This window comes from Microbacterium sp. NPDC019599, assembly GCF_040632175.1.
Lineage (GTDB): Bacteria > Actinomycetota > Actinomycetes > Actinomycetales > Microbacteriaceae > Microbacterium.
This window is the reverse complement of sequence record NZ_JBEYBL010000004.1, coordinates 176,072-201,389: the sequence shown is the minus strand read 5'-3', so window position 1 is coordinate 201,389 and position 25,318 is coordinate 176,072. Positions and strand designations below refer to the sequence as shown.

At 71.1% G+C, this 25,318-nt stretch carries 19 protein-coding genes; 8 read left to right on the top strand and 11 right to left on the bottom strand.

Annotation, left to right across the window (positions count from 1 at the left end; all coding sequences use genetic code 11):
* Positions 1 to 21: 21 nt before the first annotated feature.
* Complete coding sequence (gene pip, locus ABZ477_RS09720; RefSeq protein WP_360131577.1) at positions 22 to 1,086, bottom strand: prolyl aminopeptidase; 1,065 nt, start codon at positions 1,084 to 1,086, stop codon at positions 22 to 24.
* A complete protein-coding gene (locus ABZ477_RS09715) occupies positions 1,083 to 1,955 on the bottom strand; it encodes a neutral zinc metallopeptidase (RefSeq protein ID WP_360131574.1) in 873 nt (290 codons plus the stop codon). The genes pip and ABZ477_RS09715 overlap by 4 nt, the downstream gene beginning before the upstream one ends.
* Positions 1,956 to 2,036: 81 nt before the next feature.
* On the opposite strand from ABZ477_RS09715, the gene ABZ477_RS09710 reads away from it, so the two are divergent.
* The 3 genes from ABZ477_RS09710 (at position 2,037) to ABZ477_RS09700 (ending at position 5,370) form a co-directional block, all read left to right on the top strand.
* A complete protein-coding gene (locus tag ABZ477_RS09710) occupies positions 2,037 to 3,053 on the top strand; it encodes a malate dehydrogenase (protein WP_360131571.1) in 1,017 nt (338 codons plus the stop codon).
* 3 nt (positions 3,054 to 3,056) lie between these two features.
* Positions 3,057 to 4,829 carry a cation:proton antiporter gene (locus tag ABZ477_RS09705; RefSeq protein ID WP_360131568.1) on the top strand — a complete coding sequence of 591 codons (1,773 nt, stop codon included), beginning with the start codon at positions 3,057 to 3,059 and terminating at the stop codon, positions 4,827 to 4,829.
* A 73-nt stretch (positions 4,830 to 4,902) separates the two neighbouring features.
* Entirely contained in the window at positions 4,903 to 5,370 is a 468-nt protein-coding gene (locus tag ABZ477_RS09700) for a recombinase family protein (RefSeq protein WP_360131565.1), read from the top strand.
* Between the two features lie 128 nt (positions 5,371 to 5,498).
* Here the strand turns inward: ABZ477_RS09700 and ABZ477_RS09695 are convergent, their stop codons facing one another.
* From ABZ477_RS09695 to ABZ477_RS09685, 3 genes are read right to left on the bottom strand one after another with little or no spacing between them, the layout of a single operon-like run.
* Positions 5,499 to 7,862, bottom strand: coding sequence for an excinuclease ABC subunit UvrA (locus ABZ477_RS09695; protein ID WP_360131562.1), 2,364 nt, complete (start codon positions 7,860 to 7,862; stop codon positions 5,499 to 5,501).
* Positions 7,863 to 7,922: 60 nt separating this feature from the next.
* Positions 7,923 to 8,579, bottom strand: a complete 657-nt coding sequence (locus tag ABZ477_RS09690; protein WP_360131559.1) for a class F sortase — start codon at positions 8,577 to 8,579, stop codon at positions 7,923 to 7,925.
* Positions 8,576 to 9,268, bottom strand: a complete 693-nt coding sequence (locus ABZ477_RS09685) for a hypothetical protein (RefSeq protein ID WP_360131557.1) — start codon at positions 9,266 to 9,268, stop codon at positions 8,576 to 8,578. The genes ABZ477_RS09690 and ABZ477_RS09685 overlap by 4 nt, the downstream gene beginning before the upstream one ends.
* Before the next feature lie 440 nt (positions 9,269 to 9,708).
* Between ABZ477_RS09685 and ABZ477_RS09680 the strand changes: the two genes are divergently transcribed.
* From ABZ477_RS09680 to ABZ477_RS09670, 3 genes are read left to right on the top strand one after another with little or no spacing between them, the layout of a single operon-like run.
* The gene (locus ABZ477_RS09680) at positions 9,709 to 10,713 is read left to right on the top strand and encodes an ABC transporter permease subunit (protein WP_360131554.1); all 1,005 of its coding nucleotides are present in this window, start codon (positions 9,709 to 9,711) and stop codon (positions 10,711 to 10,713) included.
* Positions 10,714 to 10,726: 13 nt separating this feature from the next.
* Positions 10,727 to 11,695, top strand: a complete 969-nt coding sequence (locus ABZ477_RS09675; RefSeq protein WP_360131551.1) for a carbohydrate ABC transporter permease — start codon at positions 10,727 to 10,729, stop codon at positions 11,693 to 11,695.
* A 29-nt stretch (positions 11,696 to 11,724) separates the two neighbouring features.
* The gene (locus ABZ477_RS09670) at positions 11,725 to 13,476 is read left to right on the top strand and encodes an extracellular solute-binding protein (protein WP_360131548.1); all 1,752 of its coding nucleotides are present in this window, start codon (positions 11,725 to 11,727) and stop codon (positions 13,474 to 13,476) included.
* Positions 13,477 to 13,895: 419 nt separating this feature from the next.
* Here ABZ477_RS09670 and ABZ477_RS09665 read toward each other — a convergent pair whose 3' ends face one another.
* Genes ABZ477_RS09665 through ABZ477_RS09655 form a run of 3 tightly spaced genes read right to left on the bottom strand, consistent with a single transcriptional unit; the run spans position 13,896 to position 17,900 of the window.
* Entirely contained in the window at positions 13,896 to 14,504 is a 609-nt protein-coding gene (locus ABZ477_RS09665) for a YesL family protein (RefSeq protein ID WP_360131545.1), read from the bottom strand.
* Positions 14,505 to 14,511: 7 nt separating this feature from the next.
* On the bottom strand, positions 14,512 to 15,504 hold the full coding sequence (locus ABZ477_RS09660) for a LacI family DNA-binding transcriptional regulator (RefSeq protein WP_360131542.1): 993 nt from the start codon (positions 15,502 to 15,504) through the stop codon (positions 14,512 to 14,514).
* The gene (locus ABZ477_RS09655; RefSeq protein ID WP_360131539.1) at positions 15,498 to 17,900 is read right to left on the bottom strand and encodes a glycoside hydrolase N-terminal domain-containing protein; all 2,403 of its coding nucleotides are present in this window, start codon (positions 17,898 to 17,900) and stop codon (positions 15,498 to 15,500) included. The genes ABZ477_RS09660 and ABZ477_RS09655 overlap by 7 nt, the downstream gene beginning before the upstream one ends.
* Positions 17,901 to 17,965: 65 nt before the next feature.
* Between ABZ477_RS09655 and ABZ477_RS09650 the strand changes: the two genes are divergently transcribed.
* Together ABZ477_RS09650 and ABZ477_RS09645 are read left to right on the top strand one after the other, a co-directional pair.
* Positions 17,966 to 20,026 (top strand): beta-galactosidase, encoded by a 2,061-nt coding sequence (locus ABZ477_RS09650; protein WP_360131536.1) that lies wholly within the window; start codon positions 17,966 to 17,968, stop codon positions 20,024 to 20,026.
* Complete coding sequence (locus tag ABZ477_RS09645) at positions 20,023 to 22,554, top strand: glycoside hydrolase family 3 C-terminal domain-containing protein (RefSeq protein WP_360131533.1); 2,532 nt, start codon at positions 20,023 to 20,025, stop codon at positions 22,552 to 22,554. The genes ABZ477_RS09650 and ABZ477_RS09645 overlap by 4 nt, the downstream gene beginning before the upstream one ends.
* Positions 22,555 to 22,794: 240 nt before the next feature.
* Here ABZ477_RS09645 and ABZ477_RS09640 read toward each other — a convergent pair whose 3' ends face one another.
* The 3 genes from ABZ477_RS09640 to ABZ477_RS09630 form a co-directional block, all read right to left on the bottom strand.
* On the bottom strand, positions 22,795 to 23,367 hold the full coding sequence (locus ABZ477_RS09640; protein ID WP_360131530.1) for a DNA-3-methyladenine glycosylase I: 573 nt from the start codon (positions 23,365 to 23,367) through the stop codon (positions 22,795 to 22,797).
* A 145-nt stretch (positions 23,368 to 23,512) separates the two neighbouring features.
* Entirely contained in the window at positions 23,513 to 24,187 is a 675-nt protein-coding gene (locus ABZ477_RS09635; RefSeq protein ID WP_360131527.1) for an ABC transporter ATP-binding protein, read from the bottom strand.
* Complete coding sequence (locus tag ABZ477_RS09630) at positions 24,184 to 25,317, bottom strand: ABC transporter ATP-binding protein (protein ID WP_360131524.1); 1,134 nt, start codon at positions 25,315 to 25,317, stop codon at positions 24,184 to 24,186. The genes ABZ477_RS09635 and ABZ477_RS09630 overlap by 4 nt, the downstream gene beginning before the upstream one ends.
* Position 25,318: the final 1 nt, after the last annotated feature.

Here is a 25,318-nt window from a genome sequence, read left to right as displayed (position 1 = left end):
GCGAAGCTGGACGACCCCGGGTCAGGGGCCGTAGATCTCGACGTAGTCGCCGCCGTCCGAGTCCGCGACGTCGTCGGACTGCGCGACAACGGCGGCGCGCGGTGCCACGCCCTCCGCGAAGCGGTCCGTCGCGGCGCGCAGGGCCCGCGCGATGCCCGGCTCGGAGGCCGCGTGCGCGGCATCCGGAATCATGACGAACTCGGCCTCGGGCCACGCGCGATGCAGGTCCCACGCGGTCATGGCGGGCGTGCACACGTCGTACCGCCCCTGCACGATGACGGCGGGGATGTCGCGGATGGCGTCGACCCCCGCGATGAGCTGGCCCTCCTGGAAGAACCCGCCGTGCATGAAGTAGTGGTTCTCGATGCGCGCGAAGGCGACGGCGGCATCGGCATCCGTCATCGTCGCGACGAGCTCCGGGTCGGGCAGGAGCGTCAGGGTCGCCGCCTCCCACCGCGTCCAGGCGATGCCCGCCGGCCGGTGCACGGCCGGATCGGGGTCGGTGAGCCGGCGCGCGTAGGCCTCGATCATGCGCGAGCGCTCGAGGACGGGGATCGGCGCGATGAAGTCCTCCCACAGGTCGGGGAAGACCACCGACGCGCCGCCCTCGTAGAACCATTCGAGCTCGTGGCGGCGCAGCGTGAAGATCCCGCGCAGCACGATCTCGGTCACGGACGCGGGGTGCGCCTGGGCGTATGCGAGGGCGAGGGCGCTCCCCCACGAGCCGCCGAAGACCTGCCATCTCTCGATCCCGAGATTGCGGCGCAGCAGCTCGATGTCGGCGACGAGGTGCCACGTCGTGTTGTGCCGCAGGTCGGCCCCGGGCGTGCTCGCGTGCGGAGTGCTCCGGCCGCAGCCGCGCTGGTCGAGCAGCACGATCCGGTAGCGCTCGGGGTCGAAGAACCTCCGGTGCCAGGCCGACGTGCCGGCCCCGGGACCGCCGTGCAGGAAGACGACGGGCTTGCCCTCGGGGTTGCCGCACTGCTCCCAGTACACGCGGTGGCCGTCGCCGACGATGAGCTCGCCGGTCTCGTAGGGGTCGATGGGGGGATAGAGGATGCTGTCGAGGTGGGCCGGCGCGCTCACAGCTGGTCCCCCGGCACGCCGAAGGTGTCGCACGCCTGATAGCCGCCTTCGTAGCCCACCTGGAACCAATGCTGTCGCTGCTCGCTCGATCCGTGCGTCCACGCCTCGGGGTTGACGGGAGCCCCGGATTCGCGCTGGATGTGGTCGTCGCCGACGCTCGCCGCGGCGTTGAGCGCATCGCGCACCTGCGCCTGCGTCGGCGGCTGGAGGAACGGCACGCCCTCCTCGTCGACCTGCTCGCCCGCGTCGGCGACCCACGCCCCCGCGAGGCAGTCGGCCTGCAGCTCGGTGCGCACGCCGTTGCTGTCGGGTCCTGAGCCGTTGTCGGGGTAGGCGTCCATGATGCCGCTGATCTGCTGCACGTGGTGCCCGTACTCGTGCGCGAGGACGTAGAGCTGCGCGAGCGGTCCCGCCGTCGCGTCGAAGCGCTCGCGGAGGAGGGCGAAGAACGTCGGGTCGACGTACACCGTCTCTTCCGGCGGGCAGTAGAAGGGCCCCGTCTGGTTGGATGCCGTGCCGCACGCAGTCGATGCCTGGCCGTCGACGATGATGAGCTGCGGCTGGCGGTAGCCCTCGATGTTGTTCGCCCAGTACTGATCGAGGTTCAGCGATGCGGCCGCGAGGCGGCAGTCGTCGCGGGCGTTCGCGTCCGCGCCCGTCTCGCAGTTCGCGACCTCGGACTCCTCGCCGCCTCCGCCGCCGCCCGCGAGCGGTCCGAGCAGGCCCGAGAAGTCGCCGCCCGTGAAGAGCCCGAGCAGCAGCACGGCGAGCGCGCCGATGCCCGTGATCCCGCCTCCCGCGAGGGCGATGCCTCCACCGCGACGCCTCGCCGTATTCCCCCCGACGTTGGCGTTCTCGTTGAACGTCATGCATTCACGGTACTCTGCGGTCCCCGGAAGAGCCCGGATATCGCACCCCCCTTGCATTCGAGGCCGCAATAGGCTCAGGGCATGTCGACGACTTCCACGACCGTCACGATCACCGGCGCGGGCGGACAGATCGGCTACGCGCTGCTCTTCCGCATCGCCGCGGGAGGGATGCTGGGACCCGATCGCCGCGTGCGTCTCCGGCTTCTCGAGATCCCGCAGGGCATGCGCGCCGCCGAGGGGGCGGCCCTGGAGCTGCAGGACTGCGCCTTCCCGCTCCTGGACTCCGTCGACGTGACCGACAGCGCCGAGTCCGCGTTCGACGGGTGCAGTATCGCGCTGCTGGTCGGGGCACGCCCGCGCGGTCCCGGCATGGAGCGCGCGGATCTCCTCGCCGCCAACGCCGGCATCTTCGGCCCGCAGGGCGCGGCCCTGGGCGCCGGTGCGGCGGACGACCTCCGCGTCGTCGTGGTGGGCAACCCGGCGAACACGAACGCGCTCATCGCCGCGGCATCCGCGCCCGAAATCCCGTCCGACCGCTTCACCGCGCTCACACGCCTCGACCACAACCGCGCCGTCGGCCAGCTCGCCGAGGCGCTCGACGTGCGGCCCGACGAGATCGAGGGCGTCGCGATCTGGGGCAACCACTCGGCGTCGCAGTTCCCCGATGTGGCCCACGCGGTCGTCGGCGGGGGCGACCGGATGGTGATCGACGCCCTCGCCGACAGGCTCGGCGGGCTCGAGGCGGCGACGGCCTGGCTCGACGACGTCTTCATCCCCCGCGTCGCCAAGCGCGGCGCCGAGATCATCGAAGTGCGCGGCTCGTCGTCGGTCGCCTCGGCCGCGAACGCCGCGATCGAGCACGTCCGCGACGAACAGGGCGGGACGGGCGAGGTCTGGACCTCGGCCGCCGTCGTGTCGCAGGGCGAGTACGGCGTCCCCGAGGGACTCGTGTGCTCCTTCCCCGTGAGATCCGACGGCTCCGGCTACCGCGTCGTGGAGGGGCTCGACCTGGACGAGCGCGCTCGCACCCGCTTCGACGCATCGGTCGCCGAGCTGGAGGCCGAGCGCGAGGCCGTGCGACAGCTGGGCGTGCTCTAGTCGATGGACCCGCTCGTCCTCGCGATCGTCGCCATCCTCGTCGTCGCCGTGACGACGTCGGTGGCGCCGCGGGTGGGGATCGCGGGGCCTCTGCTGCTCGTCGCGATCGGGCTCGGCGTGAGCCTCCTGCCGTTCGTCCCCGGCGTCGACGTCGATCCCGAGATCATCCTGGTCGGGATCCTCCCGCCCCTGCTCTACGCGGCGGCCGTGCGCCTGCCCGCCATCGAGTTCCGGCGCGACTTCGGCGCCGTCGCAGGGCTCTCGGTGCTCCTCGTGGTGTTCAGCTCGATCGCCCTCGCGTTCTTCTTCAACGCGATGATCCCGGGGCTCGGGTTCTACCTCGCCCTCGCGCTCGGCGCGATCCTGAGCCCGACGGATGCTGTCGCCACGGCGATCGTCAAGAAGCTCGGCATCTCACGACGCGTCGTGACGCTCCTGGAGGGCGAGAGCCTCCTCAACGACGCGACCTCGCTCGTGGTCCTGCGCGTCGCGGTCGCGATCTTCGTGACCGGCAGCGTTCCCGAGGGCGGCGTCCTGGGCGCCTTCGCGTGGGGCGTCTTCATCGCCGTCGTGATCGGCGCGCTCGTTGGCTGGCTCAATCTGCGCCTGCGCCATCTCATCCGCAACTCCGCTGCCAACACCGCGATCGGGTTCGTGGTGCCGTTCATCGCGTACCTGCCGACCGAGCAGCTCGAGGGCTCGGGCCTCGTGGCAGCCGTCGTCGCGGGCATCGTGACGGGGCAGGGCGCGGCGCGGTGGTTCACTCCCGAGCAGCGACTGTCGGACGAGCTCAACTGGCGTACCGTCGAGCTCGTCCTCGAGGGCGGGGTCTTCCTCCTCATGGGACTCGAGCTCAAGGAGCTGCTCGAGCAGAACGCCGCGGACGACCAGGGGCTCGGGCACGCCGTCGAACTCGCCCTGGCCGCCTTCGCGATCATCATGCTCGTGCGCGCGGCGTACGTCTCGCTGCTCGTGTGGCTGCAGAGCCGGCGCGCCCGCCGCAAGCTCGCGGGGCGCGCGCGGGTCGAGGAGTTCAACGATCGACTCGAGGCGATCGCGGCGAACCCCGATGCACCTCCGCCGCCGCGGCCGCGCCGTGCGGGCCGCAGCGCGCGCCGTTCGTGGCAGTCCGCCGATCCGGCGCAGCGGGAGCGCCGCCTCACGATGGGACGGAACCGCGTCGCGCGCCTCCTCGCCGACCTGGACTACTACCAGGCTTCGCCGCTCGGCTGGAAGCACGGGACCGTCATCGTGTGGGCGGGCATGCGCGGGGTCGTGACGCTCGCCGCGGCCCAGACCCTCCCGCGCGAGGCGCCCGAACGCCCGCTCCTCGTCCTGGTCGCGTTCCTCGTCGCGGTCGGAAGCCTCATGCTGCAGGGGCTCACGCTGCCGTGGGTCGTCCGGATGCTGCGCATCGACGACTCGGCCGCCGACGAGGTCAACCGGGCCGAGCAGGTGCGCCTCGACGACGAGCTGCGGCAGGCCGCGGCATCCGCCCTCTCCGACGGATCGCTCGCCAAGCGCGACGGGTCCGCCTTCGACGCGGAGCTCGTGGACCGCGTCGGCTCGCGCATGATCGAGCCGCCCGACGAAGATGCGACGGCGGCGCTGCGAGAAGGCCTCGAGCTGCGGCTCGCGCTCATCGACGCCATGCGCGAGCGGCTCACGGAGCTGTCGTCGGGTGGCCTGTACAGCACCCCCGTGCTGCGGCACGCGCTCGCCGAGCTCGACGCGGATCAGCTGAGCCTCGAGCTGCGGCTCGAGGGCGGCGACTGACGTCGCGTCGGCCCGGGTGCACGCGCACCGCAGCAGGTCCCGGCGCGGTGCACAATAGACGGGGAGGTGGGCCATGTCAGAGACGACGCACGCTCAGGATGCTGTCGAGCCGGTCGCGGACACGGGCTCGCCGACGACGACGCACGAGGCGACGGAGTGCCCGAAGTGCTTCACCGAGCTGCAGCGCGACCGCGACTGGTGGCAGGCGCGGCCCGCGGGCTCGCGGCTCGTCGGGCTCGTCATCGCGCGCGAGGACATGCCGTCGATCGTCGAGCAGCGCGACGAGCTCACGCGCTTCGGCGTGCCGATCGAGGGCTTCCGCCACCCCGCTCCCGAGACCCTCGAGTCGTGGGAGGAGCGTCTCGTGCGGCTCTTCGGCCGCCTCGTCCGCGGCGACGTCGTCGTCGTGACCGACGTGCACGCCCTGGGACGCAACACCGACGAGGAGACGCGCACGATCGCGGAGCTCGCGCGGCGCGGCATCGTCGTCAAGGTCCTGCGCCACGGCGAGCGCCATCTCCGCGACGCCGCGATCGCCTGATGCCTGCGAGGTGCCTGTCGAGCGCTCGCGCGTTTCGTCTCGGTCGCTGCGCTCCCTCGCTCAACGCCCGGAGTTTCGGTCGTTGAGCGAGCGAAGCGAGACGGAACGCCCCGGACCGACGGGCGGCGCTAGGCGCCGACGTACTCGCGGAGGTGCTGAGCGGTGAGGGTCTCGCCCGTCGCGACGAGATCCGCCGGCGTGCCCTCGAACACGATCCGGCCGCCGTCGTGGCCCGCGCCGGGACCGAGATCGATGATCCAGTCGGCGTGGGCCATGACGGCCTGGTGGTGCTCGATGACGATGACGCTGTTGCCCGCCTCGACGAGGCGGTCCAGCATCGCGAGCATGTTCGCGACGTCGGCGAGGTGCAGTCCCGTCGTCGGCTCGTCGAGCACGTAGATCGCGCCCTTCTTCGCCATCGAGATCGCGAGCTTGAGCCGCTGACGCTCGCCGCCCGACAGAGTGTTGAGCGCCTGGCCCAGCGTGATGTAGCCGAGTCCGACGTCGACCATCCGCACGAGGATCGTGTGCGCGGGTCCCTTCGCGAAGAACTCCGCGGCCTCCCCCGCCGACATCGCGAGCACTTCGGCGATGTTCTTGCCGTCGAGCCGGTACTCGAGGACCTCGTCGCTGAAGCCCGATCCTTCGCACAGCTCGCACAGCGTCTCGACGGTCTGCGTGAACCCCAGGTTCGTGATGATGACGCCCAGGCCCCGGCACGCGGGGCAGGCCCCCTCGGAGTTCGCGCTGAAGAGCGCGGGCTTGACCCCGTTCGCCTTGGCGAAGGCCGAGCGGATCGTGTCGAGGATGCCCGTGTAGGTCGCGGGGCTCGACCGCCGGTTGCCCTTGATCGGCGACTGGTCGACGACGACGACGTCGTCGAACGCCGGCACGTTGCCGTGGATGAGCGACGACTTGCCCGACCCTGCGACACCCGTCACGACCGTGAGGATGCCGAGGGGGACGTCGACGTCGACGTTCTGCAGGTTGTGCTGCGTCGCGCCGCGGAGTTCGAGCGCCCTCTTAGGTGAGCGCGTCGAGGGCTTCAGGCGCGCGCGATCGTCGAGGTGGCGGCCCGTGATGGTGCCCGAGGCGCGGAGGCCCGCGACATCCCCTTCGTACTGGATCTCGCCGCCCGCGCGCCCGGCACCCGGACCCAGGTCGACGACATGGTCGGCGATCTCGATGACCTCGGGCTTGTGCTCGACGACGAGGACCGTGTTGCCCTTGTCGCGCAGGAGCCGCAGGAGCCGGTTCATCCGCTGGATGTCGTGCGGATGCAGGCCCGCCGTGGGCTCGTCGAAGACGTAGGAGATGTCGGTGAGGGCGGAACCGAGGTGGCGGATCATCTTCGCGCGCTGCGCCTCGCCGCCGGAGAGCGTGCCCGACGAGCGGTCCAGCGAGAGGTAGCCGAGACCGATGTCGATGAACGACGCGATCGTCTGGCGCAGGCCCGCCATGAGCGGGGCGACCTCGGGGTCGTCGATCGTGTCGAGCCAGACCGCGAGGTCGGTGATCTGCATCGCCGCGGCATCCGCGATGCTGATGCCCTTGATCTTCGACGACCTCGCGCCTTCGTTGAGCCGCGTGCCGCCGCAGTCGGGGCAGGGCATGAACTTGACCGCGCGCTCGACGAACGCCCGGATGTGCGCCTGCAGTGACTCGCGATCCTTCTGCAGCATCGACTTCGTCAGCTTGGGCACGAGGCCCTCGTAGGTCATGTTGATCCCCTGGATCTTGACCTTCGTGGGCTCCTTGTAGAGGAAGTCGGCGAGCTCCTGCTCCGTGTAGTCCTCGATCGCCTTGTCGGGATCGATGAAGCCGGACTCGGAGAACTGCCGCACCATCCAGCCGTCGACATTGTACCCGGGGACGGTGATCGCGCCTTCGGAGAGCGACTTCGACCGGTCGAAGAGTTCGTCGAGATCGATGTCGCTCACTTCGCCCAGGCCCTCGCAGCGCGAGCACATCCCGCCCGTGATCTCGAACGACCGGCGCTCCTTGACGGTCTTGCCGCCCTTCTCGAACGTGACGGCTCCCGCCCCGGAGACCGACGGGATGTTGAACGAGAACGCCTGCGGCGAGCCGACGTGCGGCTGCCCGATGCGGCTGAAGAGGAGCCGCAGCATCGCGTGCGCGTCGGTCGCGGTGCCGACCGTCGAGCGGGCGTTCGCGCCCATGCGCTCCTGGTCGACGATGATCGCGGGGCTGACGTTCTCGAGCGCGTCGACGTCGGGCCGGCTCAGCTGCCCCATGAACTGCTGCACGAACGTCGGGTAGGTCTCGTTGATGAGGCGCTGCGACTCGTTCGCGATCGTGCCGAAGACGAGCGACGACTTGCCCGAGCCGCTGACACCCGTGAAGACCGTGAGGCGGCGTTTCGGGATGTCGACATCGACGCCTTTCAGGTTGTTCTCGCGGGCCCCCACCACCCGGATGACCTCGTGCGAATCCGCGACGTGCGCCTCGCCCGACTGCTGACTGTGTGCCACGCGTGCCCTCCTCGGCTGAACCTCCGCCAGTCTGCCCCAGATCGCGGACGCGGGGTGGCCTCAATCGGCGGAGCGCGCCTCGACGAGGTGGAGGAAGACGACCGTGTTGTCGGGAGCGCTGGCGGAGGGATCCCAGCCGTCCGGACGGTGGCAGGTCACGAGCGCGAGGCGGCCCGGCACGACGGCGACGACGCGCGGGTCCTGTGTGAAATCGGGCTTGGCCATCGTGATGATCTCGTCGACCTCGTACACGAGATCGCCTGTGGCGGTCGTCACGGTCGCGCGATCGCCCGCATGCACGCCGGTGAGCCCGTTGAAGACGGCGGGCTCGACCCACGAGTGCCCGAAGAGATAGACCGTGTTGGCGGCATCCGACCCCGGCATGGGGTCCCGGATGCCGGAGTACCAGGAGATCGTGTCGAGGGTCGCGGGGTTGATGCCGCCCTCGGCTTCGGCTTCGGCCGCCGTGTACTCCTCGACGGGACCGTCGATGCCGGCCGCGGGGAAGACGAGGCGCTCGGGCGGCGCGACGGGGACGTGGTCCAGGCGCGGCGAGGCGAGCTCCGCCGACGCCGACGGCGCGGCGACCGTCAAGCCGGGCGCCGCGAGCACCCCTGCCTCGTCCTGCCCGGGCACGGCGCATCCCGACAGGACGAGGCAGAGGGCGGCCGCCGCGACGGAGAGCACCCCTCGCGGCGACGGAGCGGTGCGGGTCATCGGCGCCGACGCGCTCCCGCGATGACGGCGCCTGCGCCCGTGGCGACGAGGGCGCCCAGAGTGGACAGCATCCCGAACAGAGGTGAAGTCGAGGAGTCGTGCGCGAGGAGCGCCCCATCCGTCTTCGCCGCCGGGAGCGTGTTGACCCCCGAGGCTGTCGGCACCGCCGGGGTCGTCGTGCCGCCGTCCGTCGGCGTGACGCCGGGCTCCTCCTCCGGCTCCTCCGGCTCCTCCGGCTCCTCCGCGGTCGGATTCGGAGTCGGGCATCCGATCACGGTCACGCGTGGATCGGGGTAGCGCACGAGGCCCGAGCTCCAGGCCGCCTCGACCGCGTCCTGCGCCCCGAATCCGAACGCGACGGCGCTCGCACCGCCGAGATCGGCGCACGTGTACCCGGCGAGAGTCTGGGAGAAGGTCCATTCCTCGCCCGGTGCGTACAGGCGCGGACCGAACGGATACAGCGTGCCGCCGGCATCCTGCACGACGGCGCTCCCCCACGCCTCGACGGTGGACAGGTTCTTGGTCCAGACGTCGACCTCGACCGAGCCCGGCGTCGAGGAGAAGTCGAGCGTGACCGACCCCTGACCGATGATCTCGTCGGCCGCATTCGCCGCCCCGGCGACGCCGACCGACATGACGAGTCCCGCGACGACCGCCGTCGCCGCCAGACCCAGTGCATGCTTCTTCACGAGTGCCCCCTCAGTGAACTCGAACATGGATTTCAGCGGGGGCGGCAAGGAACGGGACCAGGCGGTCCGATGGCAGCCCCGCCCAGCTGTGTTGCTCGCTGCCGGGAGCGTAACAGCGCGCGGGGAACGGCTCTGTTACGTGCGCATGACTTCTTTCGCACAGTGCGGGAAGCGCGCTCGGAGGCCGGAATCCGCGGCGGAAACGCGCGGGAGCGCTCCCAATCGTTACCTCCCCGTTACATCGGATGTTTGACGCGGTCGTCCAGACCCGCCTAATCTTCCTATCGAAGCGGTTCGAAATCGAAGCGCTTCGATCCACTTCGAGGGATCCGCCCGCGGGCGGAGGCTCGAACGCCACGTACACGAGGGAGTGACATGGAGCGACGTCAGCCCCACCCGGCAGCATCCCCTGCGAGTGCCTCCGATCGGACGGCGAGCCGATGACGACCCAGGCGCAGTATCAGCTGGTCAATCAGGAAGCGGCGATGCGCAACCTGGAGAAGAACACGCGCCGGCGTCGGCGGGGTTCGCGACTGAAGCCCGCGGGAAGCAGGACGTCGTTCCGGCTGTTCCTGTGCATCCTGCCGTTCCTGATCCTGGCGTTCCTGTTCTCCTACCTGCCGCTGTACGGGTGGGTGTACTCGCTGTACGACTACAAGCCCGCGCTGGGCCTGGAGGGAAGCGAGTTCGTCGGGCTGCAGTGGTTCCAGATGCTCGTGTCCTCGCCGACGCAGATGGCGCAGATCGGGCAGGTGCTGCTGAACACCCTCGCGATCAGCTTCCTCGGCATCCTGACGTCGATCCTGCCGCTGGGTTTCGCGATCTTCCTCAACGAGATCCGGGCGTCCTGGTTCCGCGGGTCGGTACAGACGCTCACCGCGCTGCCGAACTTCATCTCCTGGGTCCTCGTCTACATGATCGCGTTCAGCCTGTTCTCCTCCTCGGGGCTGGTCAACGACGTGCTGATGGACGCGGGCCTCATCACGGCGCCGCTGAAGTTCCTCGACTCGGCGGAGAACGTGTGGCTCACCATGACGCTCTGGTCGATCTGGAAGGGCCTGGGCTGGGGCGCGATCATCTACCTCGCCGCGATCGCCGGCGTGGACCAGTCGCTGTACGAGTCGGCCAAGATCGACGGCGCCGGCCGATTCCAGACCATGTGGCACATCACCCTGCCGCAGCTGATGCCGACCTACCTCGTGCTGCTGCTGCTGTCCATCGCGAACATCCTGAACAACGGCATGGAGCAGTACTACGTGTTCCAGAACGCGTTCAACAAGCAGTGGATCCAGGTGCTGGACCTGTACGTCTACAACATCGGCATGACCGGCAACAGCCTGTCCCTGGCCACCGCGATCGGCATGCTCAAGAGCCTCATCTCGGTCGCCCTCCTGCTCACCGTCAACGCCATCTCCAAGCGCGTCCGCGGCGAATCGATCGTCTGAGGGGAACCCTGCGATGACTCACACCCAGACCCCGACGGCGACGCAGACGCTCACCGCGCCCGGTGCCGCCATCCCGCCCGCGCGGCACGGCGCCACAATCGGCGACGTCCTGTTCCGGATCGGCAACTACGCGCTGTTCGTGCTCTTCGCGCTGATCTGCGCCTACCCGTTCTACTACCTGATCATCAACTCCGTCAGCGCCAACGACATCTCCGCGCTCGGCGACGTACGGCTTTTCCCGACCGGGTTCCACCTGTCCAACTACGCCCAGGTCTTCCAGCTGCCGGGCCTGCCCATGGCGACGATCGTGAGCTTCGGCCGCACCATCATCGGCACGGTCCTGACAGTGCTGGCCTCCGCGTTCCTCGGGTTCATGTTCACCCAGACCCGGATGTGGGGGCGGAAGTTCTGGTACCGCTTCCTGATCATCACGATGTACTTCTCGGCGGGCCTGATCCCGATCTTCATCATCATGAAGACGCTCGGCCTGACCAACAACTTCTGGGTCTACGTGCTCCCGTTCGTCGTGCAGCCGTTCAACGTCATCCTCGCCAAGACCTACGTCGAGTCGATGCCGCGGGAGCTGCAGGAAGCCGCCGAGATGGACGGCGCCAACATCCTGCAGGTGTTCTTCCGCGTCTACCTGCCGAACATGACGCCGATCCTCGCGACGATCGCGATCTTCAGCGCCGTCACGCAGTGGAACAGCTTCCAGGACACCCTGATCTACATCACCGACCAGTCGCTGTACACGCTGCAGTACCTGCTCTACATGTTCATCAACCAGGCATCCAGCCTCGCTCAGGCCGCGCAGAACGCCGGCGGCAACGTCGGGCAGATCGCGGGTCTGGCGACCGAACAGACACCCACCAGCATCCGGATGACGGTCTCGGTGCTCGTCGTGCTGCCGATCATCTTCATCTACCCCCTGTTCCAGCGCTTCTTCGTCAAGGGCATCATGCTCGGCGCGGTCAAGGGCTGACCCACCCCCACCACCAAGAAAGGAAAGCAATGAAGCTGAAGAGAAAGGCGTCGCTGGCGCTCGTGGCCCTCCTGGCCGTGGGTTCGCTGGCGTCCTGCGCAGCCGGCGGCGGCGAAGAGAAGGCGGCGACCGGCACGTTCCCCTCGTCCTGGGACGAAGAGATCACCATCGACGTGTTCGACGGCCTCGCCAACTACATGGGCATCCAGCAGGGCTGGTTCGCCAAGATCGTCGAAGACAAGTTCAACATGAAGCTGAACATCATCGCCCCGAACGTCGCGGGCGGCGGTGACACGCTCTACAACACGCGCGTCGCCGCGGGCGAGCTCGGCGACCTCATCATCACCGACAAGGGCGAGAAGCTCGATGAGCTCATCGCCGGCGGGCTCGTCCTCGACGCGGCCGACTACTACCCCGCGATGGAGAACCTCTCGAAGTTCGACACCTCGGTCCAGCACCTCAACGAGGAGAGCGGCGGCCTCTACGGCTTCCCCACCTCGGTGTCGTCGCTGCTTCCCACCGAGCCGTCCGAGGGCCTCAACCCGACGTTCGGGCCCTACGTCCGCTGGGACCTATACCAGCAGCTCGGCTACCCCGAGATCGACACCCTCGAGGACCTCCTCCCCGTCCTCGCGGACATGCAGGAGCTCAACCCGACGGCCGACAACGGCCAGCCCACCTACGCCTTCTCGCTCTTCAAGGACTGGGACGGCAACATGATGGTCACCGCGAAGCAGCCCGCCTGCTTCTACGGCTACGACGAGATCGGCTTCGTCTTCGCGAAGGCCGACGGCTCGGACTACCAGAGCATCCTCGACCCCGACAGCGAGTACATCCGCAACCTGCGCCTCTACTACGAGGCGAACCAGCTCGGCCTGGTGGACCCCGAGTCGACGACGCAGAACTACGACACGCTCTTCTCGAAGTTCCAGAACGGCCAGGTGCTCTTCTCCTGGTGGCCGTGGCTCGGGCAGTCCGCGTACAACACCGAGGACAACATGGCCGCGGGCAAGGGCTTCGAGATGGTGCCGCTGAAGGATCAGACGATCTTCTCGTACGGCGCCGAGGCGTACGGCGGCAAGCAGGTCTTCGCGATCGGCTCCAAGGCCGAGGACCCCGAGCGTGTCGCCGCCTTCATCGACTGGCTCTACTCGCCCGAGGGGGCGTACGCCAACAGCGCTCAGACGGGCGGCTCCGCGGGTCCGCAGGGACTCACGTGGGACCTCAACGACGCCGGTGAGCCCGAGCTCACCGACTTCGGCAACGAGGTCTTCCTCCAGGGCGGCGCGACGGTTCCCGAGGAGTGGGGCGGCGGCGAGTACGCCGACGGCGTCTCGGCGCTGAACATCAACTCGGTGCTCCCGATCGACACCGACCCCGCGACCGGGCTTCCGTACAGCTACACGTTCTGGCCGTCGTACCAGGCGTCGATCTCGAACCCGCTGACGGAGGACTGGTCCGCCAAGATGGGCGACGCCACCTCGACGATGGAGTACCTGCAGGCCAACGACCAGGTCCTCGTGGCGCCGGGTGCGAGCTACGCGGCTCCCGCCGACAGCTCCGAGACCGAGACGCTGCGCAACCAGGTCAAGGAGATCATCAAGCAGTACTCGTGGCAGATGGTCTTCGCCGAGAACGACGCGCAGTTCGAGTCTCTCCTCGACGAGCTCATCGAGACCGCCAACGGACTCGGCTACGAGCAGGTGCTCGAGGTCGACATGGCCAACGCCAAGTCGCAGAACGACGCCCGCATCGCGGTCACGGAGGAGTTCGCCAGCTGACCCGCGAAGGGTGAACCAGGGGCTCGGGATGGGTGCGGCATCCCGAGCCCCTTCTTCGTGCCCGCGGGGACTGCCGGCGCGCGCCGCAATGTCGCAGATCTGCGCCAGGTCACACGCCCGCGCGGCGTGTCGGTCCTGCCTTGTGGTGATCGGCGACGTTGTGGCGGGGTTCGAGGCGCTGCTCAACCGCGCGCAGGGGGCGGATGCTGCGCCCCGTGCCGGCGCCGGGTGCGGGCGTTCCGTCTCGCTGCGCTCGCTCAACGACCGCGGGTGGGCGCCGGGCGGCCGCGCCGCAATGTCGCAGATCGCCGCAATGTCACACGCCCGGACGGCGGGTCGGTGCTGCGCTGTGGTTATCTGCGACGCTGTGGCGAGCGGGGGTGCGGATGCCGAGCCCCACGCCGACGCGGAGTCCGGGGCTACTGGGGCTGGTGGCGGGCGAAGACGCTGCGGAAGATCAGCGCCGTCGCGTAGGCGCCGATCGTGAACCCGATCGTGAGGAGGAGGATCACGACGGGCGGGAAGAGGACCGCGAGGCATACGGCCGCGACGGGGATCGCGACGACGCCGAGGGTCCGCACGGGCTCGGCCGCCGGCAGGAGCAGCGCGTTCTTGACCGTCTGGCGGACGGTGTTGCGGAAGTACGCGACCTGGGCCATGCCGTAGAGGAACGCGGCGAGGAAGTACGCGGCGCCGATCAGGGCCACGATCGCGGCGGCACCCGAGATCATGCTCGTGTTCGACATCCAGAAGACCCCTGCGAAGGCGAGCAGCACGACGGGCGGGAGCAGCCACAGCGAGACGAGCGTCGCGCGCACGAAGTTCGCCCGGAAGGCGGGGAACCAGTCCTTGAGCGGGCGGCCGCTCTCCTCGTCGGCGAACCGGATCATGACCTCGTACAGTGCGGCCGTCGCGGCACCGATCGTCACGACGGGCAGGCACGCCACGACGTAGACGACGTTCAGCGCGACGAACGACAGGAACGTGCTGAGCCCGTTGAGGCTGCGGTTCTCAGGGTCGATGCGCATGCGGCGATCACCGTGACGGCGCGGTCGCACCCGCGAGCGAGGGGGGAAGCAGGAGCACGCCGGGCCGGGCGTCCGTCGCGAGGTATTCGCACAGCATGTCCGTCGCGGCGATGCCGATGGCCTCGGCCGGCACGGCGATGCTGTCGGCGAGCCCGGGCACGGCGCGGGCGACGTCCTCGGGGCACAGTGCGACGATCGAGAACTCCTCGCCGCGGTCCGCGCCGATGTCGCCGAGCCGCGCCGCGACGTGCGGGAGCGCGGCTTCGTTGTGGACGAGGAAGCCCGTGATCCCGGGATCGTCGGCGGCGACAGCATCCACGACCCCCACGGCCTTGGGGCTGCTCGGGCAGGGGTGCACGCTGCCGACGACTCCCGCCGATTCGCAGGCCGCGAGGAAGCCGCGGGCGAGCCGGTCGGCGTAGGACGTGTGGCGCTTCATGACCTCGGGTGGCGACCCGATGAGCGCTAGCCGGCGGTGGCCCAGGCCGACGAGTCGGTCGACGGCGAGCCAGCCGGCAGCCTCGAAGTCGAAGTCCACGCACGCGATCGTCTGGCGCCCGGCGGGAAGTCCAATGAGGACGCTGGGATGCCGCAGCCCGACGAGGGTGTCGATGCGCGGGTCGTCGGACTCGACGTCCATGACCAGCAGCGCGTCGACCATCGAGCCGCGAGCGGCGCGGTCGAGTGCCTTGGAGTCGTCGCTCGCCAGCAGCAGGATGTCGTACCCGCGCTTGCGGGCCTGCGTCACGATCCCCGTGACGATCTGCATGATGACGTGGACGTCCACGCCCGTCCGCAGCGGCGCCTGCAGTCCGATGACGTTCGTGGACCGCGACGCGAGCGACCTGGCGCCCGCGTGCGGGCTGAACCCGAGCGTCGAGATCGCGCTCTCGACGCGGTCCCGAGTCTCCTGCGAGATCGATCGCTTGCCGCTCATGACGTACGACACCGTCGAGATCGACACCCCCGCCGCCTGAGCGACGTCCGCGATGGTCACCATGAGCTGCCCCGCTCCCCTCCGTCGACCACGACGACGGAGCCGGGCACGAGATCGTGCGTGCCCAGCGGCCCGTTCGGGTCGGACACTCCTATTGTCACGGCGCGCGGGCCGGCGTGCAGTCTCGCCTGCACGAGCCGTCCGTCGTGCCAGTCGAGATCGACGACGACCCCGCCCCGCGCCCGCAGGCCCCGCACCGATCCGGTCTGCCACTGCGGCGGCAGCGCCGGCAGCAGCCGCAGCCGTCCGTCGTGCGACTGCACGAGCGCTTCGGCGACGGCGGCCGTGAAGCCGAGGTTGCCGTCGAGCTGGAACGGCGGATGCGCGCTGAACAGGTTGGGGTACAGCCCGCCGCGATGCTCGCCGTGCCCGTCGGACTCGGCGGGACGCAGCGCCCGCTGGAGCTGCTCGTGGACGCGCCGCCCCTCGCCGAGCCGGGCCCACAGCGCGGCGCGCCACGCGAGCGACCAGCCGGTCGACTCGGGTCCGCGCAGCTCGAGCGTCCGCGCCGCGGCCCGGGCGAGCTCGGGGGTCGAGTCCGGCGTGATCTGCGCGTACGGGAAGACCCCGACGAGGTGCGACACGTGCCGGTGCAGCGGCTCGGCCTCGGGCCGGTCCTCGTCCCATTCGACGAGGCCGCCGCGAGCCGTCACGGCCGGATCGGGCAGGGCCGCCGTCGCGGCCGAGAGCCGGTCGAGCCAGTCGGGGCGGATGCCGAGCTCGGCCGCCGCGCGGCGACACACGTCCGCGAGCTCGCGGAACAGTGCGACGTCCATCCCGGTCGTCGCGGCGAGCGCGCGCTCACGTCCGCCGTCGTCGAGCCAGCGGTTCTCGGGCGAGGTCGCGGGGCTCGTCGTCGCGCCGTCGCCGTCGACGCTGATCCACGACAGCGCGAAGCGCGCCGTCGACTCCAGGACGGGCCAGGCCTCGTCGCGCAGGTACGCCTCGTCGGTCCCGAAGGCCCAGTGGTCCCACAGGTGCAGTGCGAGCCACACGCCGCCCATCGGCCAGCTCGCCCACGACGGGTCGCCGTGCCCCGCGCCGACGGGAGCCGCGAAGCCCCAGGCATCCGAATTGTGGTGGGCGACCCAGCCGTCCGCACCGTAGAGCTCGCGCGCGACCATCGCGCCGCTGCCCTCCGCGAGCCGGCGGGTGAACGAGAGGAGCGGCTCGTGGCACTCCGCGAGGTTCGTCGTCTCGGCGGGCCAGTACGCCATCTGCGTGTTGATGTTGATCGTGTAGGCGCTCGACCACGGGCCCGGCAGCTCCGCATTCCACATGCCCTGCAGCGTCACCGGGAGCCCGCCGGGCTGCGACGACGCGATGAGCACGTAGCGGCCGTAGTGGTAGGCGAGCGCTGCGAGGCCCGCGTCCTCGCGATCCTGCGCGAGGCGCACGCGCTCGTCGCTGTCCAGCTCGTCGGCGCCGTCGGCGGACGGGAGCTCGAGCGCGCTCCGCTCGTAGAGCGCGCCGTGGGCGGCGGCGTGGGCCGCGTGCAGCCGCGCCCCGAGCTCGGCGGCGTCGTCGGCGGTCGGGATGCTGTCGAGCAGCGCGATCGCGCGGGCGACAGCATCCCCTGCCTCCGGCGGCATCCCGGGGACGGACGGAGCCGTCGCGGTCGCGATCGTGAGGAGATGCGTCGTCGCCGCCTGCGTCTCGAGGCGCCCGTCGAAGATCGTCCACGGCCCGGCGCTGCGGATGGCGACCGCCCCGTGGCGCCCGGTCGCGTCGTCGTAGCGGACGGGCTCGGCCGGATGCTCATGCCCCGGCGCGACGTCGACCGGCAGCCACCAGTCCGTCACGAGGGCGTCGCCTTCGACGCGGGCCTCGCCGCGGGGGCGCAGGAGGCTCCCGGTCGCGACGGAGACGCCGATCGGCCCGTCGGCGCTGATCTCGTGCGTGATGGCGCCAGTCGCGAGGTCGGCCCAGGTGCGATGCCGGACCTCCATGCCGCCGGCGGAATACTCGTGGATCGCGGTGCCCGTCGCGAGGTCGAGCACGCGCCGATGCGCGGAATCGTGGCCCGTCCGTGCGCGCTCACCGTCCGGCGTCAGCACTTCGAGGTCCAGCCAGCCGAGCGGAAGATACGCCTGGACCCACGGCGCCTGCATCCCCTGCAGCATCCGCTCCGCCGTGTCGTGATCGCCGGCGGCGATCGCCGCGCGGATCTCGCGGAGGGCCTGGGCGCCGCGCGTCCGGACGCCCGCGAGCGGATCGGAGTCGGCAGAGCCCGACCAGGCGGTGATGTCGTTGAGCCACAGCCGCTCTCCACCCGAGAGCCCGGCGCACATGGCACCGCGGAGGCCGTTCCCGACGGGGAACGCCTCCAGCCACCGCCCCGCGGGACGGCTCGATCGCAGCTCATGGAGCGCCGCGCGACTCTGCGTGGACTTCGACACAACCCGTAGTATATGGTCTCCGTGTTGAAGCGCTTCGAAGATGTTGCGAAGAGGTCCCAGAGTCGATGACACACATTCAGCACGTCCGCCGCACCGAGGCCTTCAGCGCGCTCGTCGACGACCTCGGCATCTGCTTCGGCGGCGACTACAACCCTGAGCAGTGGGGCCGTGACGTATGGCTCGAGGATGCTGCGCTCATGGTGCAGGCCGGGGTGAACCTCGTCACGGTCGGCGTGTTCAGCTGGGCGCGCATCGAGCCCGAGCCGGGCGCGCGCGACTTCGCGTGGCTCGACGACGTGCTCGGCATCCTGCACGACCACGGAATCGCGGTCGATCTCGCATCGCCGACCGCCTCGCCTCCGCCGTGGCTCGGGCTCCTGCACCCCGAGACACTGCCCGTCGACCCCGACGGCGTCCGGCTCGCGGCGGGATCGCGCAATCAGTTCACGCCCGCGTCGCGCGTGTACCGCGAGCATGCCCTGTCGATCACGCGGGACCTCGCGGCGCGCTATGCGCGGCATCCCGCTGTACGCATGTGGCACGTCGGCAACGAGTACGGGCAGCTCGACTTCGGCGACGAGGCCGCGCGCGAGTTCCGCTCGTGGCTGCGGGCGAAGCACGGCACGATCGACGCGCTCAACGACGCGTGGGGCACGACGGTGTGGGCGCAGCGGTACCGCGACTTCGACGAAGTGCTGCCGCCGCGCCGCATGCCCTACGTCGTGAATCCGGCGCAGTCGCTCGACTTCCGCCGCTACACGTCGGATCAACTGCTGGCCGTGTTCGCCGAGCAGCGGGACGCGATCCGCGCGGCCGGCGCGACGCAGCCGATCACGACGAACTTCATGGAGTTCTTCCGCCACGTCGACTACTGGTCCTGGGCCGGCGAGGTCGACGTCATCGCGAACGACCACTACATCGACCACTCGTCCCCCACCGCCGCTTCCGACGCCGCGCTCGTGCACGACCTCATGCGCTCGCTCGGCGGCGGCCGCCCGTGGGTGCTCATGGAGCAGGCCGTCAGCGCGACGTCGTGGCGCCCGCACAACCTGCCCAAGGCGCCGCAGCAGACGAAGCTCGACTCGGTGCAGGCGGTCGCCCGCGGCGCCGACGCCGTGTGCTTCTTCCAGTGGCGGCAGGCCCGCACGGGCGCGGAGCGCTTCCACTCCGCGATGCTGCCTCACGCCGGCGCGGACACCGAGGTCTTCCGCTCCGTGTGCGAGCTCGGCGACGAGCTGCGCCGCCTCCGGGAGGTCTCGGGGCAGCGTGTCGAGGCATCCGTCGCGATCCTCTTCGACTGGGCCTCGTGGTGGGCGGGCGAAGAGCCCGGCCGCCCGACCGAACGGCTCGACACCCTCGAGCAGGTCCGGCGCTGGCATCGGGTCCTGTGGCGGCGCGGCATCGCGGCGGACCTCGTGGCGCCCGGCGCCGACGTGTCCGGCTACCGCGTCGTGCTCGCCCCGCACAGCTACATCCTCGAGCCGGATGCCGCGGCATCCCTCCGCTCCTCCGTGCAGGGCGGCGCGAGCCTCGTCGTGGGCCCGTTCTCGGGCGTCGCCGACGCGAACGCCGCGATCCTGCAGGGCCGGTCCCCCGTGCTGCTGCGCGACGTGCTGGGCGCGAGCGGCGAGGAGTGGGTGGGCCTTCCGGACGAGCCGACGCCGCTCGCCGTGTCGCCCGGCTTCGGCTCGGCGGACGGGGAGTTCTCGGCGACGGTCCTCGGTGAGCGGCTGCGCGCCGAGGGCGCCGGTGTGCTCGCGCGCTTCGCCGCGGGACACCTCACCGGCGCGCCCGCCGTGACCCGCCACGGCTCGGGCCTCGGGACCGCGTGGCACCTCGGCGCCGTCGTGTCGGACGACGCGCTCGAGTCCGTCCTCGGCGAAGCCCTCGATGCGGCCGGGGTCGTCGGCGTCGTCGAGGACCTCCCCGACGACGTCGAGGCCGTGCGCCGCGGCCCGGCGCTCTTCCTGCTCAACCACGGCGCCGAGACGCGGCACGTCGAGGTGACGGGGCGTGATCTGCTCTCGGGGGCCGATGCCGAGGGCCGGCTCGCACTCGCACCCGGCGCCACCGCCGTGCTCGTCGACGTTCCCGCCGCTCAGCTTCAGAAGGAGACCGTTCGATGACGACCGAGACGTTCCGCCAGGTACAGGCGACGCCGGTGTTCCGGCAGGTCGACCGGCCGATCCCGGACCGCGCCCGCGACCTGCTCGCGCAGCTCACGCTGGACGAGCGGCTCGCGATGCTGCACCAGGCGGCGCCCGCGATCGATCGGCTCGGCGTCGCGGAGTTCCGCACGGGCTGCGAGGCGCTCCACGGCGTCGCGTGGCTCGGCACCGCCACGGTCTTCCCGCAGCCCGTGGGGCTCGCCGCGACGTGGGACGTCGACCTCATCGAGCGGGTCGGCGAGGTCGCCTCGACCGAGGTGCGCGCCAAGCGCGCCGAGAACCCGCTCGTGAGCCTCAACGCGTGGGCGCCCGTCGTCAACACGCTGCGCCACCCCGCGTGGGGGCGCAACGAGGAGGGCTACGCGGAGGATCCGCACCTCACGGCGCACTTCGGGACGGCCTACTCGCAGGGACTGCGTGGTCGCCACGAGCGCGTGTGGCGGACGGTGCCGTCGCTCAAGCACTTCCTCGGCTACAGCAACGAGACCGCGCGATCGACCACCGACTCCGAGCTGTCGCTGCGGACGCTGCACGAGGAGGAGCTCCCGGCGTTCCGCGGGGCCATCGAGGCCGGCGTCGCGGGGAGCATGATGCTCTCGTACAACCGCGTCAACGGCGCGCCCGCCCACACGCAGCCCGAGCTCGTGGCCGAGGCCCGCTCTTGGTCGGATGAGTCGATCGCGGTGGTGTCGGATGCCGGCGCCCCCACGTTCCTCGTGACGACGCAGCGTGCGCAGCCCGACCACGTCAGCGCGACCGTCGCGCTGCTGCGCTCGGGCCTGGACTCGTTCACCGACAACGACGCGAACGCCGAGCCCACGATCGGCTACCTCCGCCGGGCGCTGGAGTTCGGGCGATTGACGACCGAAGACATCGACCGGGCCGTGACGCGGCTGCTCGAGCTGCGCCTGCGCACGGGAGAGTTCGACGGCGACGCCGACCCCTACCGCGGGATCACGGCCGACGACATCGACCTTCCGGCATCCCGCACCCTCGCGCGCGAGGCGGTCGCCCGGTCGGTCGTCGTGCTGCGCAACGACGCCGGCGTGCTGCCGCTCGCGGCGCACGCACGCATCGCGGTCGTGGGCCCACTCGCCCAGGCGGTCCTCACGGACTGGTATTCCGGCACGCCGCCCTACGCCGTGGGGATCGGGCAGGCCATCGACCAGCGCTATCCGGATGCCGAGGTCGAAGTCGTGACGGGGTCCGACATCGTCGCCCTCCGCGCCGTCTCGAACGGGAGGTACGTCGTCTCGGACGGGGCCGGCGTCGTCGTCGAAGCCGCCGCTGACTCCGCCCGCGGCGCGGCATGGTTCGACGTGACCGACTGGGGCGACGGCATCCTCACCTTCCACTCGCGGGCCAGCGGAGGCCTCCTGACGGGGGCGCATTGGCCGCTGCGCGCCGACGCCGCCCGCGTCGGCGGCTGGGTCGTTCAGGAGAGCTTCCGCCGCCACGTGCACGCCGACGGCACGTGGTCGCTGCTGCACCTCGGCTCGGGCCGGTGGCTGCAGACCTTCCGCGACTCGGGCCTGCTGGCCGCCGAGGCGACGACCCTCGAGACGGCCGAGCGCTTCGTCGTGCGGACGATCCGGTCGGGCCAGCAGGCGATCGCCGAGGCCGCCGCGCGTGCGGACGCCGTCGTCGTGGCCGTCGGCAACGACCCGCACCTCGCGGGCCGCGAGACGGAGGACCGTCCGCACCTGTACCTTCCGGAGACCTTCGCCGAGCTGTGGCGCACGGCCCGCGACGCCAACCCGCGCACGGTCCTCGCGATCGTCTCGAGCTATCCCTACATCCTCGAAGGGGTGGATGCCGAGACCGTCGTGTGGTCGAGCCACGGCGGCCAGGAGCTCGGGCACGGGCTCGTCGACGTGCTGTCCGGCGACCAGGAGCCGTACGGCCGCCTCGCGCAGAGCTGGCCCGCGACCCCGGAGCAGGCGGGCGACCTCTTCGACTACGACACTGCACGGCAAGGGGCGACCTATCGCCACCAGGCGGAGCCGCCCGCGTTCGCGTTCGGGCACGGGCTCACGTACTCGCGCGTCGAGTACGAGTCGGTCACGGCAGATGCGCTCGCGGCCGCCGGGAACCCCACGCACCGGCATGCCTCCTTCGAGCCCCGCGACGGCGAGCAGGTCGTACGCGCGATCGTGCGGGTGCGCAACGCCGGGGAACGGGATGCCGAGGAGCTCGTGCAGCTCTACGCCGTGCCGAGCGGCGACCTCCCGATCCCGACCCCGAAGCGGGTGCTCGTCGCGTACCGCCGCGTGCGGCTCGCCCCGGGCGAGGCACGGGACGTCGAGCTGTCCTTCGGGACTTCGCGCCTCGCGGTGTGGGACGACTCCGTCCGGCTCGAGGGCGCCCCGGAGGACTGGCTGCACGCCGGCGCGCTCCGCGTGCAGCCCGGCACGTACGTCCTCGCGGCCGGCCCCTCGGCGTGGGACCTCCCCGTGAACGCCGAGCTCGAGGTCGTCGGCTCCTGAGCCTGGCGCGGTCGGAAACGAGGAGATGGACTTGATCGAGGGCCGATCCGCCCCAGGATCTCCTCGTTTGTGCCCATCTCCTCGGATTTGCGCGCGTTCCAGAGGCATTTTCGACACCGAAGCCCGAGGGTCGCTCCCGACGCCCCGGGAAGGCTCCGGTCCGATGTGTCTGCGAGCTCAGCGCCCGCGGCCGACGCGTCTGCGGGCTCGACGACCGGGAGGAGGACCTGAGCTCAGGGGTCAGTTCGAGGCGCGGTGGCAGCCGGCGACGTGGTCGTCGACCATGCCCGCGGACTGCATGAGGGCGTAGATCGTCGTCGGTCCGACGAACCGGAATCCGCGCTTGCGCAGCGCCTTCGAGGCCGCCGCCGACTCCGCTGTCACGGCGGGGATGTCGGCGAACGTCTGCGGTCGCGGCCTCGGAGAGTCCGGCGCGAAGGACCACAGCATCCCGTCGAGCTCGCCTTCGTCCATCTCGGTCACGAGCCGGGCGTTCGAGATCGTCGCCTCGATCTTGGCGCGATTGCGGACGATGCCCGCATCGCCCATGAGCCGCTCGACGTCGGGCTCGCCGAACGTCGCGACCACCTCGGGCCGGAAGCCCTCGAAGACCTCGCGGAAGCGCGGGCGCTTGCGCAGGATCGTGATCCAGGAGAGTCCCGCCTGGAACCCCTCGAGGCTCAGCTTCTCGAAGAGCGCGCGGTCGCCGTGCAGCGGCGTGCCCCACTCCTCGTCGTGGTAGCGGCGGTACTCGGGGTCGTCGCCGACCCACGCGCACCGCGCGACGCCGTCGGGACCGATGAGGACGCTCACCGAGCAAGCCTACGGCGGACCTCCGACGCCCGGCTCGGCGGGGGTCGAGGTCGCGCGAACGACCACCCGGGACGCACGGGGCCGTCGTTCGCGCATTCTCGACGGCTCTTGCGGAGCCGCGACTGCGGATGCCGCGTCCCGCGGGTCAGTCGCGGTGGACGGTGAGCCGGCCGTCGTGCAGCTCCAGGACCCGGTCGGCGCGCGCGAGCATGACGGGATCGTGGGTCGCGACGATCGCGGCCGTGCCGCGCTGATGCACGATGCCGGCGATGAGATCCATGATCTGCACGCCCGTCTCGGCGTCGAGCTGGCCGGTCGGCTCGTCCGCGAGCAGGATCGCAGGATCGGCGACGAGCGCTCGCGCGATGCCGACCCGCTGCTGCTGACCGCCGGACAGCTCGCCAGGACGCTGATTGCGATGGTCGGCCAGGCCCACGGCCTCGAGCGCCGCAGCGACCCGGGCGTCGCGCTCGGCCGGGTCGATGCGCCGGATGCGCAGCGGCACCTCGACGTTCTCGGCCGCCGACAGGATCGGCAGGAGCCCGAAGCCCTGGAAGATCGAGGCGATGCGCGTGCCGAGCAGCTCCTCGGCTCCCGGTGACGCGAGATCGCGTCCGTCGACCTCGACGCGGCCCGCCGTCGGACGGTCCAGCCCGCCGAGCATCGTGAGGAGCGTGGTCTTCCCCGACCCCGACCGGCCCTTCAGCACGACGAGCTCGCCGCTGGAGACCTCGAGGTCGACGTCCCGCACGGCGACGACATCGCCGGCGTGCGCGGGGTAGATGCGCGTGAGGCCCTCGGCCCGCAGCACGACGCTCATCGCCCGTCCTCCCCGCCGGCCGGCGCCGGGCCGGGCTCCGCGGGCGCGGCGCCGGGCTCGTGACCCACGTCGGCCGCCCGCGCCGGGCCGGGCTCCGCGGGCGCGGCGCCGGGCTCGTGACCCACCTCGGCAGCCGGCGCCGGGCCGGGCTGCGCGGGCGCCGCGCCGGGCTCCGCAGGCGCTGCCCCGGGCTCGGGCGCCGCGGCCTCCAGCCCAGCGGACGCACCGGTCTCGACCGGCGCCGCGCCCCGCCCGCTCGTCGGCTGGTCCGGCCGCACCATGATGTGGTCCGGCTCGAGCGACAGCCGCACGCGCTCGCGCAGCGCCAGCGCCGACACGAACTCGGCGGGCAGCTGCATCCGGCCTGCTCGGTCGAGGACGGCGTACTCCTCCGCCGTGCGGATGCTGCGGCCCTCGGCGTCGGTGCTGGTCGTGCGGAGCGTCTCGGCCGATGTGCGGCCGTCGCGGATGCGCACCGTGCGATCGACGTGCTCCGAGACGGCCGGGTCGTGGGTCACGATGAGCGTGGTGACTCCACGCTGCTTGTTGACGGACTCCATGACCGCGAGCACCTCGGCGCTCGTCGCCTCGTCGAGCTCGCCCGTCGGCTCGTCCGCGAGGAGCACCGACGGCTCGTTGGCGAGCGCGACGGCGATCGCGACGCGCTGGCGCTGACCGCCCGACAGCTCCGCGGGGCGGTGGTCGGCGACATCCGCGACGCCCAGGTGGTCGAGCAGCTCGTCGGCGAGCGCCGCGCGCCGGCCACGCGGCACGACGCCCGCGACGGCATGGGCCATCGCGACGTTCTCGCGCGCGTCGAGGTACGGGAGCAGGTTCTGCGCCGACTGCTGCCACACGAAGCCGACCGTGCGGCGCCGGTAGTCGAGCTTCTCGCGGCCGCGCATCGTGACGAGGTCGTGTCCGGCCACGACGGCACGGCCCGCGGTCGGCTGGTCGAGGCCGCCGAGGATGCCGAGGAGCGTCGACTTGCCCGACCCGGATGCCCCCACGAGGGCGACGAGCTCGCCCGGCCGCACGCGCAGCTCGAGCCCCTGCAGGGCCTGCACCTCGACCCCCTGCGCGGTGAAGATGCGCACGAGTCCCTCGCAGTCGATCGCGAGCTCGGTCATG

Bases quoted from the DNA above. Each gene is read 5' to 3' on its own strand.
- ABZ477_RS09665 (WP_360131545.1), bottom strand. From the start codon at position 14,504: ATGCGCATCGACCCTGAGAACCGCAGCCTCAACGGGCTCAGCACGTTC.
- ABZ477_RS09710 (WP_360131571.1), top strand. From the start codon at position 2,037: ATGTCGACGACTTCCACGACCGTCACGATCACCGGCGCGGGCGGACAG.
- ABZ477_RS09680 (WP_360131554.1), top strand. From the start codon at position 9,709: ATGACGACCCAGGCGCAGTATCAGCTGGTCAATCAGGAAGCGGCGATG.
- ABZ477_RS09675 (WP_360131551.1), top strand. From the start codon at position 10,727: ATGACTCACACCCAGACCCCGACGGCGACGCAGACGCTCACCGCGCCC.
- ABZ477_RS09660 (WP_360131542.1), bottom strand. From the start codon at position 15,504: ATGGTGACCATCGCGGACGTCGCTCAGGCGGCGGGGGTGTCGATCTCG.
- ABZ477_RS09690 (WP_360131559.1), bottom strand. From the start codon at position 8,579: ATGACCCGCACCGCTCCGTCGCCGCGAGGGGTGCTCTCCGTCGCGGCG.
- ABZ477_RS09715 (WP_360131574.1), bottom strand. From the start codon at position 1,955: ATGACGTTCAACGAGAACGCCAACGTCGGGGGGAATACGGCGAGGCGT.
- ABZ477_RS09650 (WP_360131536.1), top strand. From the start codon at position 17,966: ATGACACACATTCAGCACGTCCGCCGCACCGAGGCCTTCAGCGCGCTC.
- ABZ477_RS09635 (WP_360131527.1), bottom strand. From the start codon at position 24,187: ATGAGCGTCGTGCTGCGGGCCGAGGGCCTCACGCGCATCTACCCCGCG.
- ABZ477_RS09700 (WP_360131565.1), top strand. From the start codon at position 4,903: ATGTCAGAGACGACGCACGCTCAGGATGCTGTCGAGCCGGTCGCGGAC.
- ABZ477_RS09670 (WP_360131548.1), top strand. From the start codon at position 11,725: ATGAAGCTGAAGAGAAAGGCGTCGCTGGCGCTCGTGGCCCTCCTGGCC.
- ABZ477_RS09705 (WP_360131568.1), top strand. From the start codon at position 3,057: ATGGACCCGCTCGTCCTCGCGATCGTCGCCATCCTCGTCGTCGCCGTG.
- ABZ477_RS09645 (WP_360131533.1), top strand. From the start codon at position 20,023: ATGACGACCGAGACGTTCCGCCAGGTACAGGCGACGCCGGTGTTCCGG.
- ABZ477_RS09630 (WP_360131524.1), bottom strand. From the start codon at position 25,317: ATGACCGAGCTCGCGATCGACTGCGAGGGACTCGTGCGCATCTTCACC.